Annotated in this window: 18 protein-coding genes; 9 read left to right on the top strand and 9 right to left on the bottom strand. The window is 61.7% G+C overall.

All coding sequences use genetic code 11. From position 1 onward, the window contains the following. A partial coding sequence (locus tag AB4072_RS13405; RefSeq protein ID WP_441968547.1) for a calcium-binding protein occupies positions 1 to 533 on the top strand: 533 nt, incomplete at its 5' end. 261 nt (positions 534 to 794) lie between these two features. Here the strand turns inward: AB4072_RS13405 and AB4072_RS13400 are convergent. Genes AB4072_RS13400 through AB4072_RS13390 form a run of 3 tightly spaced genes read right to left on the bottom strand, consistent with a single transcriptional unit; the run spans position 795 to position 3,611 of the window. Beyond that, positions 795 to 1,145: a cupredoxin domain-containing protein gene (locus AB4072_RS13400; RefSeq protein WP_441968594.1), complete on the bottom strand. Its 351-nt coding sequence runs from the start codon at positions 1,143 to 1,145 to the stop codon at positions 795 to 797. Between the two features lie 43 nt (positions 1,146 to 1,188). Beyond that, positions 1,189 to 2,154: a metallophosphoesterase family protein gene (locus AB4072_RS13395; protein ID WP_441968545.1), complete on the bottom strand. Its 966-nt coding sequence runs from the start codon at positions 2,152 to 2,154 to the stop codon at positions 1,189 to 1,191. Positions 2,155 to 2,204: 50 nt separating this feature from the next. After that, positions 2,205 to 3,611 (bottom strand): adenylate/guanylate cyclase domain-containing protein, encoded by a 1,407-nt coding sequence (locus AB4072_RS13390; protein ID WP_441968543.1) that lies wholly within the window; start codon positions 3,609 to 3,611, stop codon positions 2,205 to 2,207. Between the two features lie 230 nt (positions 3,612 to 3,841). On the opposite strand from AB4072_RS13390, the gene chrA reads away from it, so the two are divergent. After that, positions 3,842 to 5,227 (top strand): chromate efflux transporter, encoded by a 1,386-nt coding sequence (gene chrA, locus AB4072_RS13385; protein WP_441968541.1) that lies wholly within the window; start codon positions 3,842 to 3,844, stop codon positions 5,225 to 5,227. Between the two features lie 6 nt (positions 5,228 to 5,233). On the opposite strand, the gene glpK is transcribed toward chrA, so the two are convergent. The 3 genes from glpK to aceA all read right to left on the bottom strand — a co-directional run bounded on the left by glpK (position 5,234) and on the right by aceA (position 8,472). Further along, the gene (gene glpK, locus AB4072_RS13380) at positions 5,234 to 6,742 is read right to left on the bottom strand and encodes a glycerol kinase GlpK (protein ID WP_441968539.1); all 1,509 of its coding nucleotides are present in this window, start codon (positions 6,740 to 6,742) and stop codon (positions 5,234 to 5,236) included. A 170-nt stretch (positions 6,743 to 6,912) separates the two neighbouring features. Continuing rightward, positions 6,913 to 7,119, bottom strand: coding sequence for a DUF4170 domain-containing protein (locus AB4072_RS13375; protein WP_441968537.1), 207 nt, complete (start codon positions 7,117 to 7,119; stop codon positions 6,913 to 6,915). A 39-nt stretch (positions 7,120 to 7,158) separates the two neighbouring features. Further along, on the bottom strand, positions 7,159 to 8,472 hold the full coding sequence (aceA, locus tag AB4072_RS13370) for an isocitrate lyase (RefSeq protein WP_441968535.1): 1,314 nt from the start codon (positions 8,470 to 8,472) through the stop codon (positions 7,159 to 7,161). 186 nt (positions 8,473 to 8,658) lie between these two features. Between aceA and AB4072_RS13365 the strand changes: the two genes are divergently transcribed. Next, entirely contained in the window at positions 8,659 to 10,095 is a 1,437-nt protein-coding gene (locus tag AB4072_RS13365) for a helix-turn-helix domain-containing protein (RefSeq protein ID WP_441968533.1), read from the top strand. Positions 10,096 to 10,102: 7 nt separating this feature from the next. Here the strand turns inward: AB4072_RS13365 and AB4072_RS13360 are convergent, their stop codons facing one another. Together AB4072_RS13360 and AB4072_RS13355 are read right to left on the bottom strand one after the other, a co-directional pair. Then, the gene (locus AB4072_RS13360) at positions 10,103 to 10,828 is read right to left on the bottom strand and encodes a glutamine amidotransferase (protein ID WP_441968531.1); all 726 of its coding nucleotides are present in this window, start codon (positions 10,826 to 10,828) and stop codon (positions 10,103 to 10,105) included. Further along, positions 10,821 to 11,294 (bottom strand): TerB family tellurite resistance protein, encoded by a 474-nt coding sequence (locus tag AB4072_RS13355; protein WP_441968529.1) that lies wholly within the window; start codon positions 11,292 to 11,294, stop codon positions 10,821 to 10,823. The genes AB4072_RS13360 and AB4072_RS13355 overlap by 8 nt, the downstream gene beginning before the upstream one ends. Before the next feature lie 284 nt (positions 11,295 to 11,578). Here AB4072_RS13355 and AB4072_RS13350 point away from each other — a divergent pair, with 284 nt between their 5' ends. The 5 genes from AB4072_RS13350 (at position 11,579) to AB4072_RS13330 (ending at position 20,100) form a co-directional block, all read left to right on the top strand. Continuing rightward, the gene (locus AB4072_RS13350) at positions 11,579 to 11,935 is read left to right on the top strand and encodes a response regulator (RefSeq protein WP_441968592.1); all 357 of its coding nucleotides are present in this window, start codon (positions 11,579 to 11,581) and stop codon (positions 11,933 to 11,935) included. A gap of 156 nt (positions 11,936 to 12,091) precedes the next feature. After that, the gene (locus AB4072_RS13345; RefSeq protein ID WP_441968527.1) at positions 12,092 to 15,727 is read left to right on the top strand and encodes a FecR domain-containing protein; all 3,636 of its coding nucleotides are present in this window, start codon (positions 12,092 to 12,094) and stop codon (positions 15,725 to 15,727) included. A gap of 68 nt (positions 15,728 to 15,795) precedes the next feature. Beyond that, on the top strand, positions 15,796 to 17,853 hold the full coding sequence (locus AB4072_RS13340) for a CHASE2 domain-containing protein (RefSeq protein WP_441968525.1): 2,058 nt from the start codon (positions 15,796 to 15,798) through the stop codon (positions 17,851 to 17,853). 246 nt (positions 17,854 to 18,099) lie between these two features. Further along, positions 18,100 to 18,987: a cation diffusion facilitator family transporter gene (locus AB4072_RS13335; RefSeq protein ID WP_441968523.1), complete on the top strand. Its 888-nt coding sequence runs from the start codon at positions 18,100 to 18,102 to the stop codon at positions 18,985 to 18,987. Positions 18,988 to 19,218: 231 nt separating this feature from the next. Continuing rightward, entirely contained in the window at positions 19,219 to 20,100 is an 882-nt protein-coding gene (locus AB4072_RS13330; protein WP_441968522.1) for a glycosyltransferase family 2 protein, read from the top strand. Between the two features lie 17 nt (positions 20,101 to 20,117). Here the strand turns inward: AB4072_RS13330 and AB4072_RS13325 are convergent, their stop codons facing one another. Further along, a complete protein-coding gene (locus AB4072_RS13325; RefSeq protein ID WP_441968520.1) occupies positions 20,118 to 21,536 on the bottom strand; it encodes a mannose-1-phosphate guanylyltransferase/mannose-6-phosphate isomerase in 1,419 nt (472 codons plus the stop codon). Positions 21,537 to 21,859: 323 nt separating this feature from the next. On the opposite strand from AB4072_RS13325, the gene gmd reads away from it, so the two are divergent. Continuing rightward, positions 21,860 to 22,960, top strand: a complete 1,101-nt coding sequence (gmd, locus tag AB4072_RS13320) for a GDP-mannose 4,6-dehydratase (RefSeq protein ID WP_441968518.1) — start codon at positions 21,860 to 21,862, stop codon at positions 22,958 to 22,960. Positions 22,961 to 22,976 lie beyond the last annotated feature (16 nt).

The raw sequence follows: 22,976 nt of genomic DNA, 5'->3' as shown, positions 1-22,976 counted from the left end.
TCCTCGCGGGCATGGACGGGCAGGACACCCTGTATGGCGGCGCCGGTGACGACAACATCTGGGCCGGCAATGGCAACGACGTCCTCTACGGCGAGGACGGCAACGACTTCCTCGTCGGCCAGGACGGCAACGATTACCTGGTGGGTGGGACTGGCGCCGACACGCTGTATGGCGGCACGGACGACGATCGTCTCGCAGGCGGGCTTGGCAATGACACGCTCTACGGCGAGCACGGCCGCGATACCTTCGTGTTCGACACCGCGCTGAATGCCGTGAGCAATGTCGACCAGATCATCGATTTCAATGTCGCCGAGGACCGGATCGAGCTGAGCCGCGCCATCTTTGGCAAATTTGGAGCCAATGTATCGCTGGCGATCGGCGACAAGGCGAACGCCGCAGGGCCTCAGATCGTGTACAAGAGCTCGACGGGCGAATTGTTCTACGATGTAGATGGCACGGGGCTTCGTGCACAGGTGAAGTTTGCCGTGATCGGTGCCAACCTGGCGCTGACCCAGGATCACTTCATCTTGTAAGTTCAGCAGCCAGCGAAATCCAAGGCGACGAGCCCTTCCCTGGTCACACCAGGAGGGGGCTTTTTGTTGCCAACGGTCGCAACTCACCATGGCCCAGCGCCAAGCGCGGCAATTTCTGACTGTCATCGACGGGAAGATCGTACGCGACCTACGCGGCGTTTTTCTGCATGCCGCCGGAGTTGGTCGCGCCGCAACCGCTTCACCTATCGCTGAGAGAACAATACCCTTGTGGGAGGCTCAACGCCTCTCACTCTCGCGGGCTCACTTCACAACGACCTTCCCCACCATGCGTGGGTGCAGTGAGCAAAAATAGCTGTACTCACCCGGCTTCGTGAAGGTGAAGGTGAAACGGTCGTTGGTATCCAGTGCTTTCGACCGGAAGGAATGATCCTCGGCGGTGACGGTGTGCGGGATGTCATCCACGTTGGTCCAGGTGACCGTGGTTCCGGCGGCGATCGTAATGGTTGCGGGCGTGAAGGTGAAATTCTCGATCTTCACCTCGCTCACCGCCGGTTTGGCTGACGGTGAGGTAGAGGCGGGGGCCGCTCCGACGAGAAAGAGGGCGAGGAGGCAGGCAACAGGCCTTACGCTTCTCGACGATACCCGTTCCATCAACCCATTCGTCATGATCTCCTCCCCTCGTAGAAGCAGCGCCCTATCCGACAAGCGGCGTATCGATGATGGCGAGGCGCTTCGTGCCGGGAACGAAATTGACCGTCGCGACGCCAAGCAATTTGCGTAATTCACCGGCGGGAACCTGCATCGGTCCGGGTCCGGGCGCCGTGCCCGGCGCCGGCTGCGGAAAGGCGGTCGAGAGCGCGGTGTGGAAGGCGATATTGCCTTCGATCTTCTGCATGATCTGGTGAATGTGCCCGTTCAGCACCGTCACCGAGCCGAACCGTTTCAGAAGGGACAGTGCGCGCGCGCCGTCGTCAGTGCCCCAGCCCCATTGCGGATAGACGCTCCAGAGCGGGATATGCGCGAAGACGACGACAGGGGTACTTGCAGAAAGCCCCCTCACATCGCTTTCGAGCCATTTGAGCTGGTCTTCACCGAGATTTCCAAGGCCACCCGCTTTGAGGTCCACTACGTTCACCAATCCGATGAAGTGAACGCCGGCCTGATCGAAACTATACCAACCGGCGCCCTTCGAGCCTTTGCCGTAACGCTCCCGGTAAAGCTTGCCGCTCTCTTCATCGAGGACATCGTGCTCGCCGGGCACGTAGAAGACCGGCAGGCCGACTTCCTTGATGAGCTGATCGGCGTCATCGAATTCCTTCTCGCGGGAGAGATGACTGATATCGCCGGTATGGATCATGAAGGAGGGCTTTCCAGGAAGCGCCTTGATTTTCGCCACAGCCTCTCGAAGGGTCGCGAGGGCATCCGGATTGGCGGGCTTGTCGAAGCCGATATGGCTGTCGCTGATCTGCAAGAACGTCAGCGGGCCCGTTTCAAGCGCGGTCGCTGCCTGCGCGCTCGACAGCCCCATGGAACGAGGGAGACCGTCGTTCAGCATCCATAGAACGCCTGTACCCGCCCAGGTCATGCATTCCAGAAAGCCGCGCCGGCTGATGCCGTCATCATCTTCCGACAATGGACCATTGTGATCAGGGGTTTTCATCGAGACCTCCATGACAAGCCGCTCAACCGAATGCCGGAACCTCACCCACCTCAGGGAATCTCATAGACAGAGAACTCATCGTTGATGCCACGCAGTGCCGCCCGCTGCGCCATGGGATGTAGACCTTGTCTTTCGATGAGCAGCGATGTTTCCCGGTCCTCCACCACCGCCTCGGTGGCGAAGATCGCGCGCGACGTGGCGAGGCTCTGGACGCGGGACGCGATGTTGACGGTCTGGCCGAAATAATCCTGCCGCTCGTTGAGCATGACGGCGAGGCACGGCCCTTCATGAATGCCGATCTTGAGCAGGAGATCTTCGCTGCCGCGCTCCTCGTTGAGCTTTCGCATGGCTTCGCGCATGCGTAGCGCTCCGGCAAGAGCCCGCTCGGGCGTGGGGAAAGTCGCCATCACCGCATCGCCGATGGTTTTCACGATGGCACCGGCCTCGGAGGCCACGATGTCATGCAGCACCGTGAAATGCGCGCGCACAAGATCATAGGCCACGAGATCGCCGACGCGCTCATAAAGCTCCGTCGAACCTTTGAGATCCGTGAAGAGAAAAGTCAGGCTCGTGATCTTCAGGCGCTGGTCGATATCGAGCGTTTGCGTGCGGTAGATGTCGCGGAATGTCTGGTTGGTGAGCAAGCGTTTTGCGGTCAGAAACGGCTTTCGATGGCCGATAAGGTCATGCAGCTTGTCTCCACCGATGAACACCGCCGGCAGCACGCGTTTATTAGCGCGGTTCTCGAGAGCGAGCCGTAGCGGCCCGGGGTGAAGTGCGAGAGTCTCGTGCTGCGGATGGGTTTCATTGAGGACAAGCGAGAGCGTCTGTCGCTCCTTGGTCGGCGCGCCTTTGACATCCAGGAATTGAGCGGAATGCGTCACGGGGTCGAAGACGATGATGAAGGCTTCAGGCAATTGCAGTGACAGGATTGCGCGCTCGCCCGATGGCAACTCGACGGAATCGAGAACGATGTCTTCGATCTCGTGCTCGAGATCGTCCGGCAGGTCGACACCCGTGCTCCAGAACATCTGCCTGTCGTATTCCCACATGGACAGCTTGTCCGGCTCGTGCGCCGCGATCTTGCGCACGCGCTGGCTCACCGTGAATGTCACCTCGACCATTTCATCGAGCGTCGGCTCATAGCCGGCAGCACAAAGAGTGCAGGAATATTCGGTGCGATTGACGACCTGCAAAGTCGTTCCCGCATCGAGCACGCCACCGCAGCCGGGGCACAACACGTTCCAGGACATTTCAAAAAGACCAAGCCGGGCCGCATGCAGAAAGGCCGCGATCACTTTTTCCTCATCGAGGCCGTTCTTTGCGGAGAAACTCAGCACATTGACCCGGTGAAGCTCGCGATCTGGCGCGGCGGCAATCAGACGCCCGACCGCCTCGGCCACCTCGGGATCGGCCGATTGACGCAAGATTGCCAAGAGAGTCTGGGTGTCGCCCATGCTGCAACGTCCAATACGCAGGTTAAGCTTTGAAGCGCGGTGAGGCTCCTGGGATAACGCGCCGCATCGGCAATGGCTCCGAACTAGTGAGACCCAGCCCATTCGGCACAACGCACTTTGTATCTTTCACACAAGGCGATATTGCTCGAAGAAACCCTCCGGCACGCTTAACCGTGCAGATGAGGATGGAGCCCAGGAGATGAGCGATTGGCCCGACCGCAGGTTCAGCCGTGAACGCCGCCGATGAGCGCGGCACGGCCCCGCATCGCAAGACAGCACAGCACCCGACCCTCTCCGAGGCGACCAGGGTCTGGGCGAAGATCGGTCTGCTCAGTTTCGGGGGACCGGCAGGGCAGATCGCCTTGATGCACAAGGTGCTGGTGGAAGAAAAGCGCTGGATCGGCGAGGCGCGGTTTCTGCACGCGCTCAATTATTGCATGCTGCTTCCCGGCCCCGAGGCACAACAATTGGCGACTTATGTGGGCTGGCTTCTCCATGGCACGCGCGGCGGCATCATCGCCGGCACGCTTTTCGTGCTTCCCGGTTTCTTCGTCATCCTGACGCTCTCGACCCTCTACGCCTCGTTTCAGAACACGTCGTGGCTTGGCAACCTGTTCTTCGGATTGAAGGCGGCCGTGCTCGCCATCGTCATCGAGGCTGTGGTCCGCCTCGGCCGAAGGGCCTTGAAGGGTCGATTGATGGTGGCGCTTGCGGCCGCTGCGTTCATCGCGATCTATGCGTTTCACATCCCCTTCCCGCTCATCGTTCTCACGGCCGCTGTGATCGGCTATGTCGGCTCGCGAATACGGCCTGACCTCTTCCTGACAAGAACCACCGGAAATGAGGATGCCGAGACGGCGGTCGATGCGCTCCTGAACAGCGGATTTCGTCGTGCAGAACCAACCTTGCTGCGCTCCGTCAAGGTTCTCGCGACCTGCTGCGGCCTATGGGTTGCGCCGATCCTGATTCTCGGTGTTCTGTTCGGCTGGAGCAGCGTTTATCCAACCGTCGCGGTTTTCTTCTCCAAGATGGCGGTGGTGACCTTCGGCGGAGCCTACGCAGTGCTGGCTTATGTCGCGCAGGAAGCGGTCGAAACCTATGGCTGGCTCAAGCCCAGCGAAATGCTCGACGGGCTCGCTTTGGCCGAAACCACGCCCGGCCCTCTCATTCTCGTTCTGACCTATGTGGGCTTTCTCGCCGCCTTCCGCGATCCAGGCGGCGTTTCGGCCCTCACAGGCGGCATCATCGGCGCGACATTGACCACGTGGGTGACGTTCGTGCCGTGCTTTCTGTGGATCTTTCTCGGCGCGCCTTATGTGGAGCGCCTGCGCAGCAACGTCGCCCTCTCGGGCGCTCTCGCCGCCGTCACCGCGGCTGTCGTCGGCGTGATTCTGAATCTCGCCTTGTGGTTCGGCTTGCACGTGCTGTTTCGCGATGTGACGGAACTTGATTTCGGGCCTGTCGCGCCTGCGTGGCCGGTGTGGTCGAGCGTCGATCCGCTCGCGTTGGTGCTGGCGCTCTTGGCCGTGCTGGCGCTGTTGCGCCTGAACCTCGGCATGGTCGGCACCCTGGCTTTGTGCGCCGCCCTCGGCTTCGCAGCGCAGATGCTGCGATAGAAAGGATTATTCCGGAGTCCAGATCGTGCGCTGCACGGCGAGGTTCCAGCCTTTGATGGCTTTTTGACGCTTGTCCTCGGCCATGTTCGGCTGGAAACGACGATTGAGACGCCAGCTCTTGGAAAAGCCTCCCTGGTCGGGCCACACGCCTGCGCCATGGCCTGCGAGCCAGGCCGCGCCGAGGGCAGTCGTCTCAAGCACGACCGGGCGGTCGACGGGGCTGTTCAGAATGTCCGCAAGTCGTTGCAGCGTCCAATCGCTTGCTACCATGCCGCCATCGACGCGCAGCACCGTGTCAGCACTGACCGCACCATCTTGCGTCGCCCAATCCTGACGCATGGCCTCCAACAGATCACGCGTCTGGAAGCATACGGCTTCCAGCGCCGCGCGCGCGATTTCGCGCGGGCCGGTATTGCGTGTGAGGCCGTAGAGCGCGCCACGCACCTCCGGCCGCCACCAAGGTGCGCCGAGGCCCGTGAAAGCGGGGACGAGATAGACCTCCTGCTCCGGGTCAGCCTGCTCCGCGAAAGCGCCGGATTGCTCCGAGCGTTCGATCAGATGCAGTCCATCGCGCAGCCATTGCACGGCAGCGCCCGCGATGAAGATCGAACCTTCGAGCGCGTAGTTCGTGCGTCCCTTCAAACGATAGGCGACAGTCGTCAGCAGGCGGTTCGTAGACGCCACGCGCTCGGTGCCGGTGTTGAGCAACGCGAAGCAGCCTGTACCATAAGTGGATTTCAACATACCCGGCGCGAAGCAAGCCTGCCCAACGGTCGCCGCTTGTTGGTCGCCCGCAATGCCGCGGATCGGCACGGACACGCCGAAGAGGCTGCGCTCCGTTACGCCGTAATCGTCGATGCAATCCTTGATCTCGGGCAGCATGGCGCGCGGCACGCGCAGGAGCTTCAGGAGCTCCTCATCCCATTCCATGGTGTCGATGTTGCACAGCATGGTGCGCGACGCGTTTGTGGCGTCCGTCGCGTGAACCTTGCCGCCGGTGAGACGCCACAACAGCCACGTATCCACGGTGCCGAAGGCGAGTTCGCCGCGCTCGGCCCGCGCCCGCGCGCCCTCCACATGGTCGAGGATCCAGGCGGCCTTGGTGGCCGAGAAGTAGGAATCGGCAATCAGTCCCGTACGCGCCGTGATCAGAGGTTCCGCGCCATCCGCCTTGAGCTTGGCGCAGATCTCGGCCGTGCGGCGGTCCTGCCAGACGATGGCGTTGTGGATCGCCTTGCCCGTAGCGCGATCCCACACCACCACGGTCTCGCGCTGGTTGGTGATGCCGATGGCGGCAATGTCGCTGGCGGCGAGGTTGGAATCGGCAAGCGCCCGGCGCATGGTCTGTACCACGGTGCGCCAGAGATCCTCCGGATCGTGCTCGACCCAGCCGGATTTCGGGAAATGCTGAGGAAACTCCTGCTGCCCAACGCCGCGAATGCGATATTCCCCATCGAACACGATCGCCCGCGACGACGTGGTGCCCTGATCGATCGCCAGAACGAAATCGGCCATGCGCTTCCCCCTCAAGTCCCTTAATCAGGCGGCAGCACTGTCTTTTCGCCTGCATGCCGTACGACCCCGAATTGCATAGCTTCAAGCAACCGGCAAATAAAAAAGCACCGCGCAGGGGGCGCGGTGCAGGAGGCCAGCCAACATGGATGACCGGCGGGTTGGAAGATCGATCAGACGTGAGCGCCGGAAGATTCCTGAGCGATAGTGAAGCGGACCTGCGCTTGCGGCCTGTGATCCTCGGACATGAAGCGCCAGGTGCGCTCGGCGTCTCCACGGGTCTCGAAAGGCCCGACGACACGCTCCGTCCCTTCGATCAGGGACTCGAAATCGGTGGAGGTATATTCGCCGCCGACCACCCAATAACGGATCTTGTTCATGGCTGATCTCCTATGTGCCTAGTGAGGTTTGCGGGCCGCCTATTCGGCCGCGCGAAGCTTGGTCTGGAACTGAGCGGTCTCGGTGGATTCGCCCATGGCCGTGGTTGAGGACGCGCCGCCGGTGATGGCGAGCGAGACCTGATCGAAGTAACCGGTGCCGACTTCACGCTGGTGGCGCGTCGCGGTATAGCCGCGCGGCTCGGCATCGAACTCTTCCGCCTGCAATTCGGAATAAGCGCCCATGCCACGGTCGCGATACTGGCTCGCCAGATCGAACATGCCGTAGTTGAGTTGGTGGAAGCCGGCGAGCGTCACGAACTGGAACTTGTAGCCCATGGCCCCGAGTTCGCGCTGGAAGCGCTGAATCGTGGCATCATCGAGCTTCTTCTTCCAGTTGAACGAGGGCGAGCAGTTATAGGCCAGAAGCTTGCCCGGATGACGCTTGTGAATGGCTTCCGCGAACTTGCGCGCATCGTCGAGGTCGGGATGCGAGGTCTCCCACCACAGCAGATCAGCGACTTCCGCGTAAGCAAGACCGCGAGCGATGCAATGGTCGAGGCCCGTACCGTCCTTGAGGCGGAAGAAGCCTTCCGGCGTGCGGCTGTCGGGCTCGATGAAGGGCCGATCGCGCTCGTCCACATCGGAGGTGATGAGCTTGGCGGATTCCGCGTCCGTGCGGGCAACGACAAGAGTGGGCGTGCCCATCACGTCGGCGGCAAGGCGCGCGGCGACGAGGTTGCGCTCATGGGCTGACGTGGGGATCAACACCTTGCCGCCGAGATGGCCGCACTTCTTTTCCGAAGCGAGCTGATCCTCGAAGTGAACCGCTGCCGCGCCCGCTTCGATATAGGCCTTCATGATCTCGAAGGTGTTGAGCGGTCCGCCGAAGCCCGCTTCCGCGTCTGCAACGATAGGCAGGAACCAGTCGCGCTTGGCGCCGCCTTCGGAATGCTCGATCTGATCGGCGCGCTGAAGAGTGCGGTTGATGCGGCGGCAAAGCTCGGGACCGGAATTCGCCGGATAGAGCGACTGATCGGGATACATGGCGCCGGCCACGTTCGAATCCGCCGCCACCTGCCAGCCGGAAAGATAAATCGCTTCGAGCCCGGCACGGGCCATCTGCATGGCCTGATTGCCGGTCATCGCACCGAGCGAATGAACATAGGGACGCTCGTGTAAAAGCTCCCACAGGCGCTGCGCGCCGCGCTCGGCGAGCGTATGCGAGATCGGGAAGGAACCGCGCAGGCGAAGAACATCCTCGACGGAATAGGGCCGGCGCAGGCCATCGAAGCGGCCCTTCAAAGCGCCGGGAACGAGTTCTTCGAACGAAGTGGGGGTGGCTTGCGTCGGCATTGAAGCTTCCTTCCGTTTACATTTCTTGACAAGCGCCTTGCAACTCCACAAGGTGATCGAGTGTGCAGTGCCGTTGTCGTTAGTTATGACTACGGAAGAAATTGTTGCAATGCTGCGAAATCGGAACAAAAGTCACCCTGTCACACAATGACAAACGATGATGTGTAAATCTGTAAAGAAATTTACATGACGGACGAAAGCAAAAAACTTTTCGTCGGCCCGCGCCTCAAGCGCCTGCGGCGTGAGCGAAACTTGAGCCAGGCGGGAATGGCCGAGGAGCTTGGCCTATCGCCGAGCTATCTCAATCTCATGGAGCGCAACCAGCGGCCTATCACGGCGCAGGTACTGATCCGTCTCGCCCATGCCTATTCCCTCGATCCACGTGAGTTCGCCACCGATGACCACGAGCGCTCCGTCTCCGAGATCGAGGAAATCTTCGCCGATCCTCTGTTTCGCAACGCACCGGTCGCGCGCCTCGAAATCCGGGAGCTGGCGGAAAGCGCACCGACCGTCATCGACGCCATCAACAGGCTCTACCGAGCCTATGTGGGCATGCGCAGCGCGAGCGAGATGACAACACCCTCCTTGAGCGACCGTGACCGGGCGGAGGACGCGCCGCAGGTAAACCCCATCGACCGGGTTCGCGATCTCATCCAGGAGGCCAAGAACCATTTTCCCGAACTCGACGAGGCCGCCGAGACCCTCGCGTCCGATCTGCAACTGACCGGGCATGAGCCATTTTTCGCCATCGCGGACCGCTTGCGTGCCAAGCACGGCATCCGCGTGCGCGTCATGCCAATCGACGTGATGTCGGACTCGCTTCGCCGTTACGATCATCACCGGAAGCAATTGCTGATCTCGGAACTCGTCGATCAATCGGGCCGGACGTTTCAGGCGGCCTATCAACTGGCCTTTGCCGAAATGCGAGAGGTCATCGACAATTTGGCGGCGCGGTTCGAGCCGACGGAGGGTCCGGCGCGAAAACTCCTGCGCGTCTCGTTCGCCAATTACTTCGCGGGCGCACTGATGATGCCCTACGGCAAGTTTCACACCGCCGCCGAAGCACTCGGTTACGATGTGGAAGTGTTGGCCGCGCGCTTCGGCGCGAGTTTCGAACAGGTGGCCCACCGCCTTACCACGCTTGCGCGCCCCGGCGCGCGAGGCATTCCCTTCTTCCTCATCCGCGTGGATTCGGCAGGCAATGTCTCGAAGCGGTTTTCGTCCGGGCGGTTTCCGTTCTCACAATACGGCGGCACATGCCCGCTCTGGAACGTGCACGCCACATTCAAGACGCCGGAACAGACCGTTACTCAGATCGTCGAATTGCCGGAGGGCTCGCGCTGGTTCTCGGTGGCTCGCGCCGTCAGCCGCGCCTCGACGCCGTGGGGTCTGCCCGACAGGCAATTCGCGGTCGGCCTCGGCTGCGAACTGAAATACGCGCATCGTCTCGTCTATGCGCGCGGCCTCGATTTGAGCGCGCCGGATCCGACGCCCATCGGCATCAATTGCCGTCTGTGCGAGCGGGTCGCCTGCCCGCAGCGCGCCGCGCCGCCGCTGATGCACACGCTCATCGTCGACGAGATGACGCGCGGCATCTCCCCGTTCGCATTCGACGCAACGTGATGCGCGGCTACCCCGCTTTCTCGCCGAGCCAATGGTCGAGGAAGGAATCGAGCCAGCGCGACACGTGCGGATCGTAGAGATATCGTCCCTCGATCTGGCGGATGCGATCTTGCGCACCGGGCGTCGCCAGACGTTCCGCCGCTGTCACCGTCCATCGGCAGATCATGGCGTGAGTGACTTCCGGATGGAACTGCAGGCCGTAGGCCGATGATCCGACGCCGATGGCCTGCGTCGGGAAATCGTCTCCAGTGGCGAGGGTCTCGGCGCCTGCGGGACAATCGAAGCCTTCGCGGTGCCAGTGATAGACGTGGGTCGGCCATGTCACGCCCCACCGCGCGCTGAGCCTTTCACCGGCGGAGGTCGGCACGAGCGGATAATAGCCGATCTCGGCCCGCCCGTCCGGATGTTCCCAGACCTTCGCACCCAAATGCTTCGCGAGCATCTGCGCGCCGAGGCATAGGCCGAGATAGGGTTTGTTCTCCTTCAAGGGCACGTTGATCCAGTCGATCTCCGCCTTGATGAAATCATCCGGATCGTTGGCGCTCATCGGGCCGCCGAAAATGATCGCGCCGGCATGCTCGTTCAACGTCTTCGGCAAGGCTTCACTGAAACGCGGACGCCGGATGTCGAGAGTGTAACCTCTCTCCTGAAGCAACCGCCCCACGCGGCCGGGTGTCGATTGTTCCTGATGGAGAACGATGAGGATCGGCGCTTTTCCGACAGGCCTAGCCATGAGCCTCGTCCGGCAAGAGATTCTTCAGAGCCTCGATCTTGAGCGCGACGATGTCCTGATCAGTGAGTCCGAGCAGACGCCCGATACGCCAAATCAAATCGTCCTCGAATTCATGAACATGCCCATCGATGGCAGCGACCCGATAGGCCAGGATCAGAAGATTCGGGCGCTCCTCATAAGGAATATCGTGAAGGATACGATCCGCCAGCGACGTGGCGGGGTCGAGTTCGCCGCCAATTTCGGCGGCACGCGCGAGGATGCGCGATGCATCTGCGTCCGAGAGACCGAAATAAGATTGCACAAGCACGATGAGGCCTCGCTCCTCGACGCTGAGCACACGCCCGTCGGCCTGAGTCACGAGGATCAAAAGCGCAGCGACGGTGACCCTCGCGTCATGATCCGCATTCCGCTGTTCAGAGCCGAGCGTTTCGTTGAAGAGATCGCGCAAATTATTGATGAGGGACATGCTTTAGTATGAAACCAGTGAGATAGGGTTGCGATCTATTGCGGTTTGGCATGCATTCAGGTATCGAAACACCTGCATCGTCAAGGCTCTAACGAATTTTCCGGATGGTTTTTGTCTTGCCGTTGGGAAGTGCTACAACCGGGAGAATCGGAATGGCTACCCTGTTCTCCTCACCCCTTGGCGCAAGGCTCGCAACATCCTAGAGTAGTTCGCGACCTTCAACCCCAACCTTAAAGAAAGAAGACCCTGTGACCGGAAGTCTGAGTGGGGACGAACTCAAGGGGATGCGCGTTCTGGTCGTTGAGGACGAAGCGGCCATTTCCCTTCTTCTCGAAGACATGCTGATCGATTTCGGGTGCGAGGTCATCGGACCGGCCGCGCGGTTGTCGGCGGCGCTCGAAGCTGTCGCCCGCGAAGCCGTAGATATTGCCATTCTCGACGTGAATGTCGCCGGCGAGCCCATCTATCCGGTCGCCGAGGCATTGGTCGAGCGATCGATTCCATTCGTCTTCTCGACGGGGTACGGCAGCGCAGGCATCAAGGATGCGTTTCGCAATCGCCCGGTGCTGCAAAAGCCTTTCGCGCAGCATGATCTCAAACAGAAACTCATGCTCGCCAAGGCTATACGATCACAGATCTGATCGTATGTTTCACTCCCCCTATGTTCGACGAGGGTTCCTCAGTTTACGCTGTGCTTCAAAACACGCCGGCACGGGGCTAATTCCTCTTTGCTCTAGATCTGACCGACAGTAAGGTGCCACACCTTGTGTCATGTTGTAGTCTTTCACGGTTGATCGATGTCCTTTCGTCTTCTGCAACTCCTTGCTGCGACCAGCGCTCTCGCCCTTTCGATCGACGGCGCGCTCGCTCAATCGGTGAAACCGCGCTCCGGTCCGGCTGCGGGTTCAATCGTCGCTGCGAAGGGCGGTGAGGAACTGCGCTTCGTCCGCGAGAACGCCTGGCAGCCGGCGGAGGTCCGCCAGGATCTGGTCGACGGCGATACCCTGCGCACGAACACCATCGGCAACCTCGCCATTCTTTTTGCCGACCAGACGCAAATTCGTGTGGGACGAAATTCCACCCTCACTGTGCGGGACGTAGCCTCGAACGACAGCGGCACCACGCAACTGGATCTCCAGTCGGGCACGGTCTGGGCCCGTGCGGCACGCGGCGGAGCGGGTGTCGACATTAAGACGCCATCGGCGGTCGCCGCTATCCGCGGCACCGACTGGTCCCTCACCGTCGACGGATCCAAGACCTCTCTCGTCGTGCTCGAGGGTGTGGTTGAGTTGCGCAACGCGCAAGGCTCTGTGACCGTGCGCCAGGGCGAGGGCGCGGTCGCCTCCATCGGCAGCGCGCCGACGAAATTCATCCTCGTGAATTCCAGCGACCGTGAACAGATGCTGTTCTATATGACGCTGCGCGATGCATTTACCGGGATGCCGACTTCCTCCCTGAAGGGCCCGGCACTGCGCGCGGAGCGCGCGCGGATCGAGGCCATCGCGCCGGACGCGCGGCGCGCCGGGGATTGGCTTTCCCTTGCCGAGATAGCCCTGTCATACGATGGCCGCCCCATCGCCATCGATGCGCTGGCGCAGGCGCGCCGGAAGCCCCTCGACGCCGGGCAACGGGCCCGCGCCGATCTGGTGGAAGCCATGATCGCCGGAGCGGAGCGCCGCTGGACCGAGGCCGCAACCCTTTTTGGGCGCGCGGAACAGGGTGTTAAGGGCAGACAACGCATCGCCGCCGCTTACGGACGCTATATCTCGCTTTCGCTCGCGAACCCGCATCGGATCTATCCGGAGCCGAAGGTGGGTTCGAACGACCCGCTCAGTGCTCTCGCACATGCCTATATCGTCGCCTTCAAGCAGGATTTGTCGGCCGCCGCAGACGTCATAAAGGCCGCCCGCAAGCGCTTTCCCAATGATTCGGAAATCGCAGTCGCTGCGGCCCAACTGGCCATGGCGCTCAATCGCCGCGAGGATTTGCGCGGCGCCGTCGACGACGCCCGCCGCATCGACCCCGAAGATCCGAACGTCCGTCTCGCCAGCAGCGCCGCGCGCGGCGACATCGACGGTGAGGTGCGGGCGGCCATTACCGAATTGCGCAAGGCTGCGGAAACCGCACCGGGCCAGTCCGGGATCTGGAATGCCATCGGCCTTTTCGAAAGTACGCTCAGTGCGCCCATCGCAGCCGAAGAGGCGCTGCGGCGCGCCATCGCGGCCGATCCGGAAAGTCCGGTCGCTTATGCCAATCTCGCCATCGTCCTGCTCGACCAGAGCCGCGTCGAGGAAGCAGGCGTGCTGATCGACAAGGCGCTCTCGCTCGATCCGTCTTTCAGCACCGGATACATCGCAAAAGGGCGATACCTCGTGCAGAAGGGCGAAACCGCGAAGGGAATCGAGGCGATCCTGGCAGGCTCAGCCGCCAATCCGGCCTATTCGCAAGGCCTGTTGATGGCCGCCGTCGCCTATTATCAGAATGGCGACGAAATACTTGCCCAGCAAGCGCTCGACAATGCGGACCGGCTCGACCCGAACGATCCTTCAGTCTCGACCGTCCGGACTGCCATCGCCATCGATCAATACCGCGCAGACGAAGCGATCACGGCCGCGCGTGAGACATTGCAGCGCTATCGCCTACGGGGTGGGGATTTCGCCGGCATCGCCGTCAACAAGGACGGCGGCTCGTATCCGGCGGAAGCCTATCGCTTTCTCGATCTGAGCGAGTGGGGCCGCTATTACGGCGACCGCGTCTTCGATCCTTTCACCGGTTCGAGCTATTTCGACCAGGCGGCCGCACGTCGCCCGAACGTCTTTACGACGCGGCCGACCGTCGACACCGTACAAGGCAACGGCGCCGATCTCACGACCTTCACGCTCACAATGCAGGGCCTGTTCTTCGACCCGCTTGCGGTCTCGGGGCGCATCGGGCGTATCGATCTGGTTCGCCGCCCCTTCCTCGACAGCGAGGCCAGCGGCAGCGCCATCATTCGCGACGGCCGCGTCGGCTGGGAGGCAAATGGCACCGTGCAGGGCTTCACCAACGAGCCCTTGCCCACATCGTTCTCATTTTCAGCCGGCAAGACGCAACTCGACGGCAAAGCCTCCGTCAACCAGCAGAGCGCGGACAGCGCCGCATTCTTCGTCGGTTCGGCTCCATCCGCTGCAGATCGTTTTCTGGTTTTCGGTTCGGCCTCCGAAATCAGCCCCGGCGTCGCCACGATCAACAAGCCGCTACACTTTTTCGAGGGGCGCCAGGACTCGACAACCATGCAGATCGGCGGAGGCTGGAGTCACAGCTTCAGCGACCGCAACGTCCTGACCGGCGCAGTCTATGCTTATCGCGGCCTGGACAAGCGCCTGCAGACGGATTCCAATCTGGAACTCTTCCCTCTTTTCATCGTCGGAAAGACGCGTGAATTCGGCAAAGTCGAAGGCGCAGTCGCGGCCCTGAACCATGCGATCGGTTTCGGCGACTTCACGTTGCGCTACGGCGCGGAAGCGCAATCGGGCAAGAGTTCCTCGGCCACCTTCACCCGTGGGATCGTGGGCAATTTCGATACCGGGTTCACCGAGAACGTCCAATCGGACAAGCGCGATTCCACGGACTTCCAGGCGAGCCGCCTTTATGCGGATGGGTTCTGGCGTCCTTCAGACCGTTTCGAGATGCAGGCGGGCATTCAACGAACCGTTTTCGACGCGAAGGCCTCCCCGAGCGACGTCACGGTCGCGCCACGCGTCGGCTTCGGCTTCTCGCCGTTCGAGGGACAATGGTTGCGTGCGTCCTATCAGCGTGATGGGAATCTGCCGCTGATCTTCACGCTCGCACCGCTCACGACCGTCGGCCTCACGCCCAATGCGTTGCCGATTTCACTCGGCGGACGCACAGAAACCGCGACTGTGCGGTGGGATGCGGAATGGTCGCCGCACATCTTCACAGCGGTCGAATACCAACGCCAGGACGCGCGCAATCTCGATCTGCCGATCTCAGACACGCTGCAAAGCCTTGCCATCGAGAAGGCTCGCATCGAGCGTCTCGCGGCAACCGCCAATCTATGGCTCGGCTACGGCATCGGCGTTTTCGGCACCGTCGGTGTCACCAATTCGGAAATCCGTTCCGATGAGGCGCTCGGTCACGATGTGCCGTTCATCCCGGGCAAATTCGCCCGCGCCGGCGTCACTTTCGTTCACCCGACGCGGGTCCGTTTCACCTTGTCGGAAACGTTCGTGGGCGACCGGAAGGGTAACTTTGCGGGGCTCGATCTCAAGGATTACTGGACGACCGACGCGGCCGTCAGTTGGGAAACCGCTGATCGTCGCCTCTTCATGAGCCTGACTTTCCTCAATATCTTCGACGAGAAATACGAACTCGCCCCGGACGTTCCGGGCGTGGGACGAACGGTGGCGGCAACCATCAAGGCACGGTTCTAGAGATCATGCGTAACATGAGGAAAGGGAGCTCGATCATATTTTAACGAGACATGATCGAGCTCTAAGGGATGATGCAGTATAAGGACGCGGAAGAAGCCAACGTGCCGTCCGGGCGGCTTCGCTCCATGTTGTCGTGGATCCGCAGCACCTTCCCGCGACCGACTACCGCTCGGAACGGTGATCCCTCGACGTTGTTCTTCGGCCATGGCGTCGGCATTGCGGGGCTGGTCGCACTCCTGCTCATTCCCCTTCCCTTTCTGCCTGCGTTCCAACTTGTCGAAGCAAGACTCTTCGATGTGTTGTCCACCATCGCGCCGCCGCGACCCTCCCAGCCCGGCGTCACCATCGTCGCCATCGACGAACCCTCCTTCTCCGAAATCGCGCAGCGTTGGCCATGGTCTCGCGAACTTCACGCGCGCCTGATCGAAAGGTTGCGCGCGGCGGGTGCAAAGGTCATCGGGTTCGACATCATTTTCGCGGAACCTTCCACGAATGCCGCCGACACGGCGCTCGCCGACGCGGTCGGACCCGATACTGTGCTCGCGGCGGACGAGGTCACGACGGAGATGCATCAGGCGACGCAGACGACCCGCGTCGAGCCGATACAGCCCCTCCTCGATGCCGGCGCGACCCCCGGCTTCACCTCGGTCGATCTCGACGGAGACGCCTATCTGCGCCGGATGCCGCAAATGCCGGATAGTTTCGCCGCGACGGCTCTCAACCTTGCCGGAGAATCTGTCGAAACGCCGCCTCCCGGCGCGCTGATTCAGTATTTCGGCCCCGCTCGCAGCTATCCGACATTTTCCTATTACCAGGCGCTCGATCCGGACGCGTTTCTGCCGCCCGGCACATTCAAAGATCGGATCGTCTTCGTCGGCCTGAGCCTCAAGGCGGCTGCGACGACCGATAGCGGCGCGACCGATACGTTCCCGACCGCTTATACGCTCTCGACGGGTCACGTGACGGCGGGCGTCGAGATTCAGGCAACGATCCTCGACAATCTCCGCCATAAGCTTTTCGTCACGCAGATCGCGCCGTTCGCAATTGCCGCGCTGATCGGCATCGCGGCTCTTCTCGCCGTCGTTCTATGTCGGCGCGGCGTTACCTGGCGCACCGGCGTCATCGCTGTTTTGGGCGTCGTCGCACTGTTTGCCGGATCGTGGTTGCTGCTGCGGTTCGGACGCACCTGGGCATCGCCTGCCCTGCCCTCCGTCGCGATGCTCGGCGTGTTCGGTGCGCGGTTCGGTCTCGATTACGCGCGAGAGCGGCAGTTGCGCCGCACGGTCTCGGAGGCTTTCTCACGCTACCTGTCGCCCGATCTCGTGGCACAGCTCGCGCGCAATCCGGAAGCGCTCAAACTCGGTGGCGAGCGGCGCAATCTTTCAATCCTCTTTTGCGACGTCCGCGGCTTCACCACGCTCTCGGAGCGGTTGAAGGACGCACCCGAACGTCTGACGGCCCTCATCAACCGCCTGCTCGATCCGCTGTCAGAAGCCGTTCTGAAGGAAGGCGGCACCATCGACAAATACATGGGCGATTGCGTCATGGCGTTCTGGAACGCTCCACTGCCGACGCCGGATCACCCTCTACGCGCTGTGAGCGCCTCGCTTCGCATGATGGAGGCCGTCGTCCACCTCAATGAGATCTTGAAAAAGGAGGAGGGTGAGAACGCGCCGACATTCGCGGTCGGCGTCGGCATCAACACAGGCGATTGCGTCGTCGGCAATGTGGGTTCGCGCTGGCGCTACGATTATTCCGTTCTCGGCGACACGGTAAATCTCGCCTCGCGCCTGGAAAGCCTGTCGAAGGAATACGGTGTCTCGATCATTCTGGGGCCCGCGACGGCGGAAGCGGTGCGCGAACACTACGTGCTGATCGAACTCGACCGCATCGCCGTGCGTGGCCGCTCGACGCAATCGGCCATCTTCACCGTCGTCGCCCCCGCCGCAGAGCGTGCCGACCCGGCCATCGCCGCATTCGAAGAGGCGCATGGCATCCTGGTCGAGAGCATCAAGGACGGGCGGATCGACGACGCGCTCGCGCTGATCGGCCAGTGCCGCTCCTTGCGCCCCGCGCTCGCAAATTATTACGACAAGCTCAAAGCGAAACTTTCCGGCGATCTTTAGAAGCATGATCAGAACAAGTGGAAACCGGTTGTTCGCCCGGATCATGCAGCAATAAGGAATTGGAGCTTGATCGTGTTTCGAAGAGACACGATCAAGCTCTAGACGGCGCGCGCGCCTCGCTTTTGCGAGCCAATTGCAAGTAAAAACAAAGACTTGCGAAACGGGGCGTGGGCCTTATAACGCCGCTTCGCCGTCGCTTCCGCGATCCTCAATTCCGCGCCGTTCAACAACATCTCTGGTCATCCTATGGACAAGCTACAGAAACTTGCCATCGGCAGCATTTTCGTCGGGATCGTTGTCCTCGGTCTCAAATATGTCGCGTTCCGGATCACGGGCAGCGTGGCGTTGTATTCGGATGCGCTTGAAAGCATCATCAACGTGATCACGGCCATCGCCGCCTTGATCGCGATTCGCGTCAGCGCGACACCGGCCGATTCGAACCATCCTTACGGCCATCACAAGGCCGAATATTTCGCAGCGGTGATCGAGGGCGTTCTCGTCATTCTCGCCGCGCTCTCGATTATGCGTCAGGCTTATTTCGGCTTTCTGGAGCCCAAGCCGCTGGATGCGCCGCTTCAAGGCGTGCTCATCAACGGTTTTGCAGGCGTCATCAACGCGATCTGGTCGTGGATCCTCATCCGGTCGGGCCGCAAGATGCGCTCGCCCGCTCTCCTTGCCGACGGGCGGCATCTTCTCGCGGACGTCGTCACATCGGCCGGCGTTCTGCTCGGACTGGGTCTTGCGATTCTCACAGGCTGGCACGTCCTCGATCCTGCCCTTGCCGGTCTCGTGGCGCTTCATATTCTCTGGTCCGGTTGGGGGCTGATGAAGGAGAGTGTCGGCGGGCTCATGGACGAGGCCATGCCGAAGGATGCCCTGGACCGAGTCAGGGACCTGATCTCCGCCAACGCGGACGGCGCCATCGAGGCGCACGATCTGCGCACGCGCCATGCTGGCCGCATGACCTTCATCGAGTTCCACCTCGTCGTTCCAGGCGCCATGAGCGTCACCGACGCGCACGACATCTGCGATCGGTTGGAGCGCGCCCTCAAGGACGAGGACAAGCACGCGCAAGTGACGATCCACGTGGAGCCCGACGACAAGGCGAAGCACGCCGGGATCGTGGTGCTGTAAGGACTTTTCGGCAATCGATCGAGGAAGCGGATGATGACTCAAGTTGGTCCACGCTCTTCCCTCCCCCTTGCGGGGAGGGGCAGGGGTGGGGGTTTGAAAGCCTGCGCCTTATCCTCATCAAACTGAATCACGACCAGGAAGCGGCAGGAATCGGGCCGAGCGATATCTATATCTCGGGCGGTCCGTCATGATATGGGCAGGGCGCCCCAAAGCCCTGAAGGACCGACACGGTTGCGTTTTACCATCGTCACGCCAACCCTGAACCGCTGCGCCCTGCTTCAGCAGGCGCTCGACAGCGTGCGCGTCCAAGGGCACGTCGATGTGGAGCATATCGTCGTGGACGGTGGTTCGACCGATGGGACGCTGGAAATGTTGACGGGGCGTCCCGAGATCACCGTCCTGCGCGACCGGGGGTTGGGGCTTTACGACGCCATCAATCTCGGCATCGATCATGCCTCCGGAGATGTGCTCGGCCTTCTCAATTCCGACGACCTCTATGCCGCCGGGGCCTTCGCCGCAGTCGAGCGGGGACTTGCGGCAGCGCCGAATGCCGATGCGGTTTGCGGCGGGGCCGAACTCTTCGATGAAACCGGCATTCTCGCCCGCTACGACGACCCGCGCGATCTCGCCCTCGATCCTCATTCCGCCTTGATCGGGGCCTGCATCCCCAATGCGCGGTTTTTCCGCCGCGAAATCTTCGACCGTGTCGGCCTGTTTTCCCTCGATTACCCGCACATCGCCGACAGGCATTTCCTGGCGCGGACCCTGATCGCGGGAATCAGGACCGTTCCGCTCGACGCTCTCGTTTATTGCTATCGCCAGCATGGCGGCTCGCTGACCTTCGCGGAAGGCGTGACCGAGGGCGAGGTCTTACGGACCGAGTTGTTGAAGCTCGCCCGGGAAATCGCCGTGCGGCCGGACGCGCCGGAATCGTTGAAGTACAAGGCGCGCACCTTGCAGGGCCGCTGTCTGATGACGCTGGCGCGCGCGCGGCTTCTCGCCGGCCATCCTGTCGAGGCGCTTAACCTTTTGACGCGGATCGGCGAGCGCCCCTCGACTGCGCCGCTCGCCACAATCGTGGCGGCCATGGTCGATAAATTTCGGGGACGCTGAAAGCGGATCCAGCTTTCTCAGACGCGATTGTAAACATCGTCGAGGCGTACGATGTCGTCCTCGCCGAGATAGGACCCGGACTGAACCTCGATCAGCTCCAACGGGATCTTACCCGGATTTTCCAGCCTGTGGACCGAACCCAGCGGAATGTACGTCGATTCATTCTCGCGCAGGATCTTCTCGTTCTCGCCGATGGTGACGAGCGCCGTGCCGCGCACGACGATCCAATGCTCGGCCCGATGGAAGTGCTTCTGTAGAGAGAGGCGGCCGCCCGGCTTCACGACGATGCGCTTGACCTGAAAGCGGGATCCCACATCGAGCGACTGGTATGACCCCCAGGGGCGGAACACTTCCAGATGTTCGTCGATCTGCTTGCGCCCCTGCTCCTCCAGCTTCTTCACCAGAGGTCGCATGGTCTCCAGGTTGGCGCGGTCGAAGACGAGGGTGGCGTCACCCGTCGCGATCACGGCCACATTGTCGAGGCCCGCGACGCAGACGAGATTCTTGCTCGAAACGAAGTTGTTGGAGGCATCGAGGAAGACCGCGTCGCCGATGGCGGCATTGCCGTTCTCGTCCTTCTCGGTCAACTCCCAGACCGCATGCCAGGAGCCCACATCCGACCAGCCCATGGAGACGGGGATGACGGCAACCTTGTCGGTCTTCTCCATGACAGCGAAATCGATGGAGACGGCAGCCGCCGACCCGAAAGCCTCCGGATCGAGAATCGTCCAGCCGAGATCCTGCCGGCCCTTTTGAACGGCCGTGTGAACGACTTCCACCGTCTTGGCGTCGAAGCGGCTGTATTCCCCGAGGAGCACATCGGCCCGGAACATGAAGTTGCCGGAATTCCACAGGTAGCCGTCGGCGATGTAGCGGCGCGCCGTCTCCTCGTTCGGCTTCTCCACGAAGGCCTCGACCTTCGAGACGCCTGGAATGCCGATCGCCGCTCCCGGCCGGATATAGCCGTAGCCGGTCGCCGGTTGGTCAGGGTTGATGCCGAAGGTCACGATGGAGCCCGCATCGGCGGCTTGAGCCGCCTTCCGGACAGCGGTGTGGAAGGCCTCCACATCGCGGACCACGTGATCGGCCGCAAGCACAAGCACGATGGCATCGGGATGGCGCGCGGCGATAAAGCTTGCTCCCGCGGCGATGGCGGGGCCCGAGTCCCGGCGCATCGGTTCGAGCAGGATGGCGGCTTTCACCCCGAGCGCCTCGAGCTGGTCGGCCGCCACGTGGCGATATTCCTCGTTGGTGATGACCACGGGCTCGGCAAAGAGCCCCGGCTCCGTCACGCGCAGCACCGTCTCCTGAAAGCTCGACTGCGCGCCCATCAGGTTGATGAATTGCTTGGGAGCGGATTTGCGCGAGGCGGGCCACAGACGCGTTCCGGCCCCGCCGCAGATGATCAGGGGCACCAAAGGCCTCGATACGCTCATGAATTCCCCCTTATCCGCAGTGGATCTCTGCTGCCACAGCCCCGTTTTGAAGGCAAGGGCCAGCGGGTGAGCGCCTCAGATCCGGGCAAGTTACCGCATAGTTCAGAACCTGCTAGATTGTCACAGAATTCGAGTATTCGGCTCGACAAGGGCGCCCCTTTGGGCTAAGTGCGGCGGCTTATATCCACGATTCCGGCCTGGGCGTTGCTGCGGAGTTTATGACGAAACCGCGAGACGATGCCCGAGAGCCGCGCATATTAGATCGCAAGACTTGATTGCCGAAAACGGTCTTCCGCTTGCTGATCGAGGGGTGAAGAGGAACAATGTCTGACAAGGTTGCGCTGATTACAGGTGTCACAGGCCAGGACGGTGGCTATCTGTCGGAATTGCTTCTCAGCAAGGGCTACGTTGTCCATGGCGTGAAACGCCGGTCGTCCTCCTTCAACACAGGCCGCGTGGACCACCTCTATCAGGACGTCCACGAGCGCGACGTGCGGTTCCGTCTCCATTACGGCGACATGACCGATTCCACGAACCTCATCCGCATCATGGCCGAGGTTCAGCCGACCGAAATCTACAATCTCGCGGCACAAAGCCACGTGCAGGTGAGCTTCGAGACCCCCGAATACACCGCCAACGGCGACGGGCTCGGCACCCTGCGCATGCTGGAGGCAATCCGCATCCTCGGCCTCGAAAAGAAGACCCGTTTCTATCAGGCTTCGACTTCGGAGCTGTATGGCAAGGTCCAGGCCGTGCCGCAGGACGAGAATACGCCGTTCTATCCGCGCAGCCCCTATGCCGCCGCCAAGCTCTACGCCTATTGGATCACGGTGAATTACCGCGAAGCCTATGGCATGCATGCCTCGAACGGCATCCTGTTCAACCACGAAGGCCCGACCCGCGGCGAAACCTTCGTGACGCGCAAGATCAGCCGTGCGGTTGCCTCCATCGAGCTCGGCCTGCAGGACAAGCTCTATATCGGAAATCTCGACGCCAAGCGCGACTGGGGCCATGCCCGCGAATATGTCGAGGGCATGTGGCGCATTCTCCAGCAGGACACGCCGGACGATTACGTTCTGGCCACCGGCGAGACCCACACCGTGCGCGAATTCATCGAGCGCGCCTTCGCCCATGTGGGCAAGACCATCGCATGGCGTGGCGAGGGTGTCGCTGAGGTCGGGGTCGATGCCAAGGCCGGCAATGTGCTGGTCGAGGTCGATCCGCGCTATTTCCGCCCGACCGAAGTCGAGTTGCTCCTCGGCAATCCGGCGAAAGCCAAGGCCAAGCTCGGGTGGACGCACAAGACGACCTTCCCGGAACTGGTCAGCGAGATGGTTCAGGCAGACCTCGATCTCTTCCGCCAAAACGGCACCAATCGCGGTAACAGTGAAGCCGATTCCATTCGCAACCGCATGACCGGCTGACAAACGGGCTGACCCG

Origin of the sequence: Microvirga sp. 2MCAF38 (assembly GCF_052115485.1) — a bacterium.
Classification (GTDB): Bacteria; Pseudomonadota; Alphaproteobacteria; order Rhizobiales; family Beijerinckiaceae; genus Microvirga.
Note: the sequence above shows the minus strand (reverse complement) of the source record. Positions and strands in the feature narration are given on the sequence as shown.

Bases quoted from the DNA above. Each gene is read 5' to 3' on its own strand.
- AB4072_RS13400 (WP_441968594.1), bottom strand. From the start codon at position 1,145: ATGGAACGGGTATCGTCGAGAAGCGTAAGGCCTGTTGCCTGCCTCCTC.
- AB4072_RS13395 (WP_441968545.1), bottom strand. From the start codon at position 2,154: ATGAAAACCCCTGATCACAATGGTCCATTGTCGGAAGATGATGACGGC.
- AB4072_RS13390 (WP_441968543.1), bottom strand. From the start codon at position 3,611: ATGGGCGACACCCAGACTCTCTTGGCAATCTTGCGTCAATCGGCCGAT.
- glpK (WP_441968539.1), bottom strand. From the start codon at position 6,742: ATGGCCGATTTCGTTCTGGCGATCGATCAGGGCACCACGTCGTCGCGG.
- AB4072_RS13375 (WP_441968537.1), bottom strand. From the start codon at position 7,119: ATGAACAAGATCCGTTATTGGGTGGTCGGCGGCGAATATACCTCCACC.
- aceA (WP_441968535.1), bottom strand. From the start codon at position 8,472: ATGCCGACGCAAGCCACCCCCACTTCGTTCGAAGAACTCGTTCCCGGC.
- AB4072_RS13365 (WP_441968533.1), top strand. From the start codon at position 8,659: ATGACGGACGAAAGCAAAAAACTTTTCGTCGGCCCGCGCCTCAAGCGC.
- AB4072_RS13360 (WP_441968531.1), bottom strand. From the start codon at position 10,828: ATGGCTAGGCCTGTCGGAAAAGCGCCGATCCTCATCGTTCTCCATCAG.
- AB4072_RS13355 (WP_441968529.1), bottom strand. From the start codon at position 11,294: ATGTCCCTCATCAATAATTTGCGCGATCTCTTCAACGAAACGCTCGGC.
- AB4072_RS13350 (WP_441968592.1), top strand. From the start codon at position 11,579: ATGCGCGTTCTGGTCGTTGAGGACGAAGCGGCCATTTCCCTTCTTCTC.
- AB4072_RS13345 (WP_441968527.1), top strand. From the start codon at position 12,092: ATGTCCTTTCGTCTTCTGCAACTCCTTGCTGCGACCAGCGCTCTCGCC.
- AB4072_RS13340 (WP_441968525.1), top strand. From the start codon at position 15,796: ATGATGCAGTATAAGGACGCGGAAGAAGCCAACGTGCCGTCCGGGCGG.
- AB4072_RS13335 (WP_441968523.1), top strand. From the start codon at position 18,100: ATGGACAAGCTACAGAAACTTGCCATCGGCAGCATTTTCGTCGGGATC.
- AB4072_RS13325 (WP_441968520.1), bottom strand. From the start codon at position 21,536: ATGAGCGTATCGAGGCCTTTGGTGCCCCTGATCATCTGCGGCGGGGCC.
- gmd (WP_441968518.1), top strand. From the start codon at position 21,860: ATGTCTGACAAGGTTGCGCTGATTACAGGTGTCACAGGCCAGGACGGT.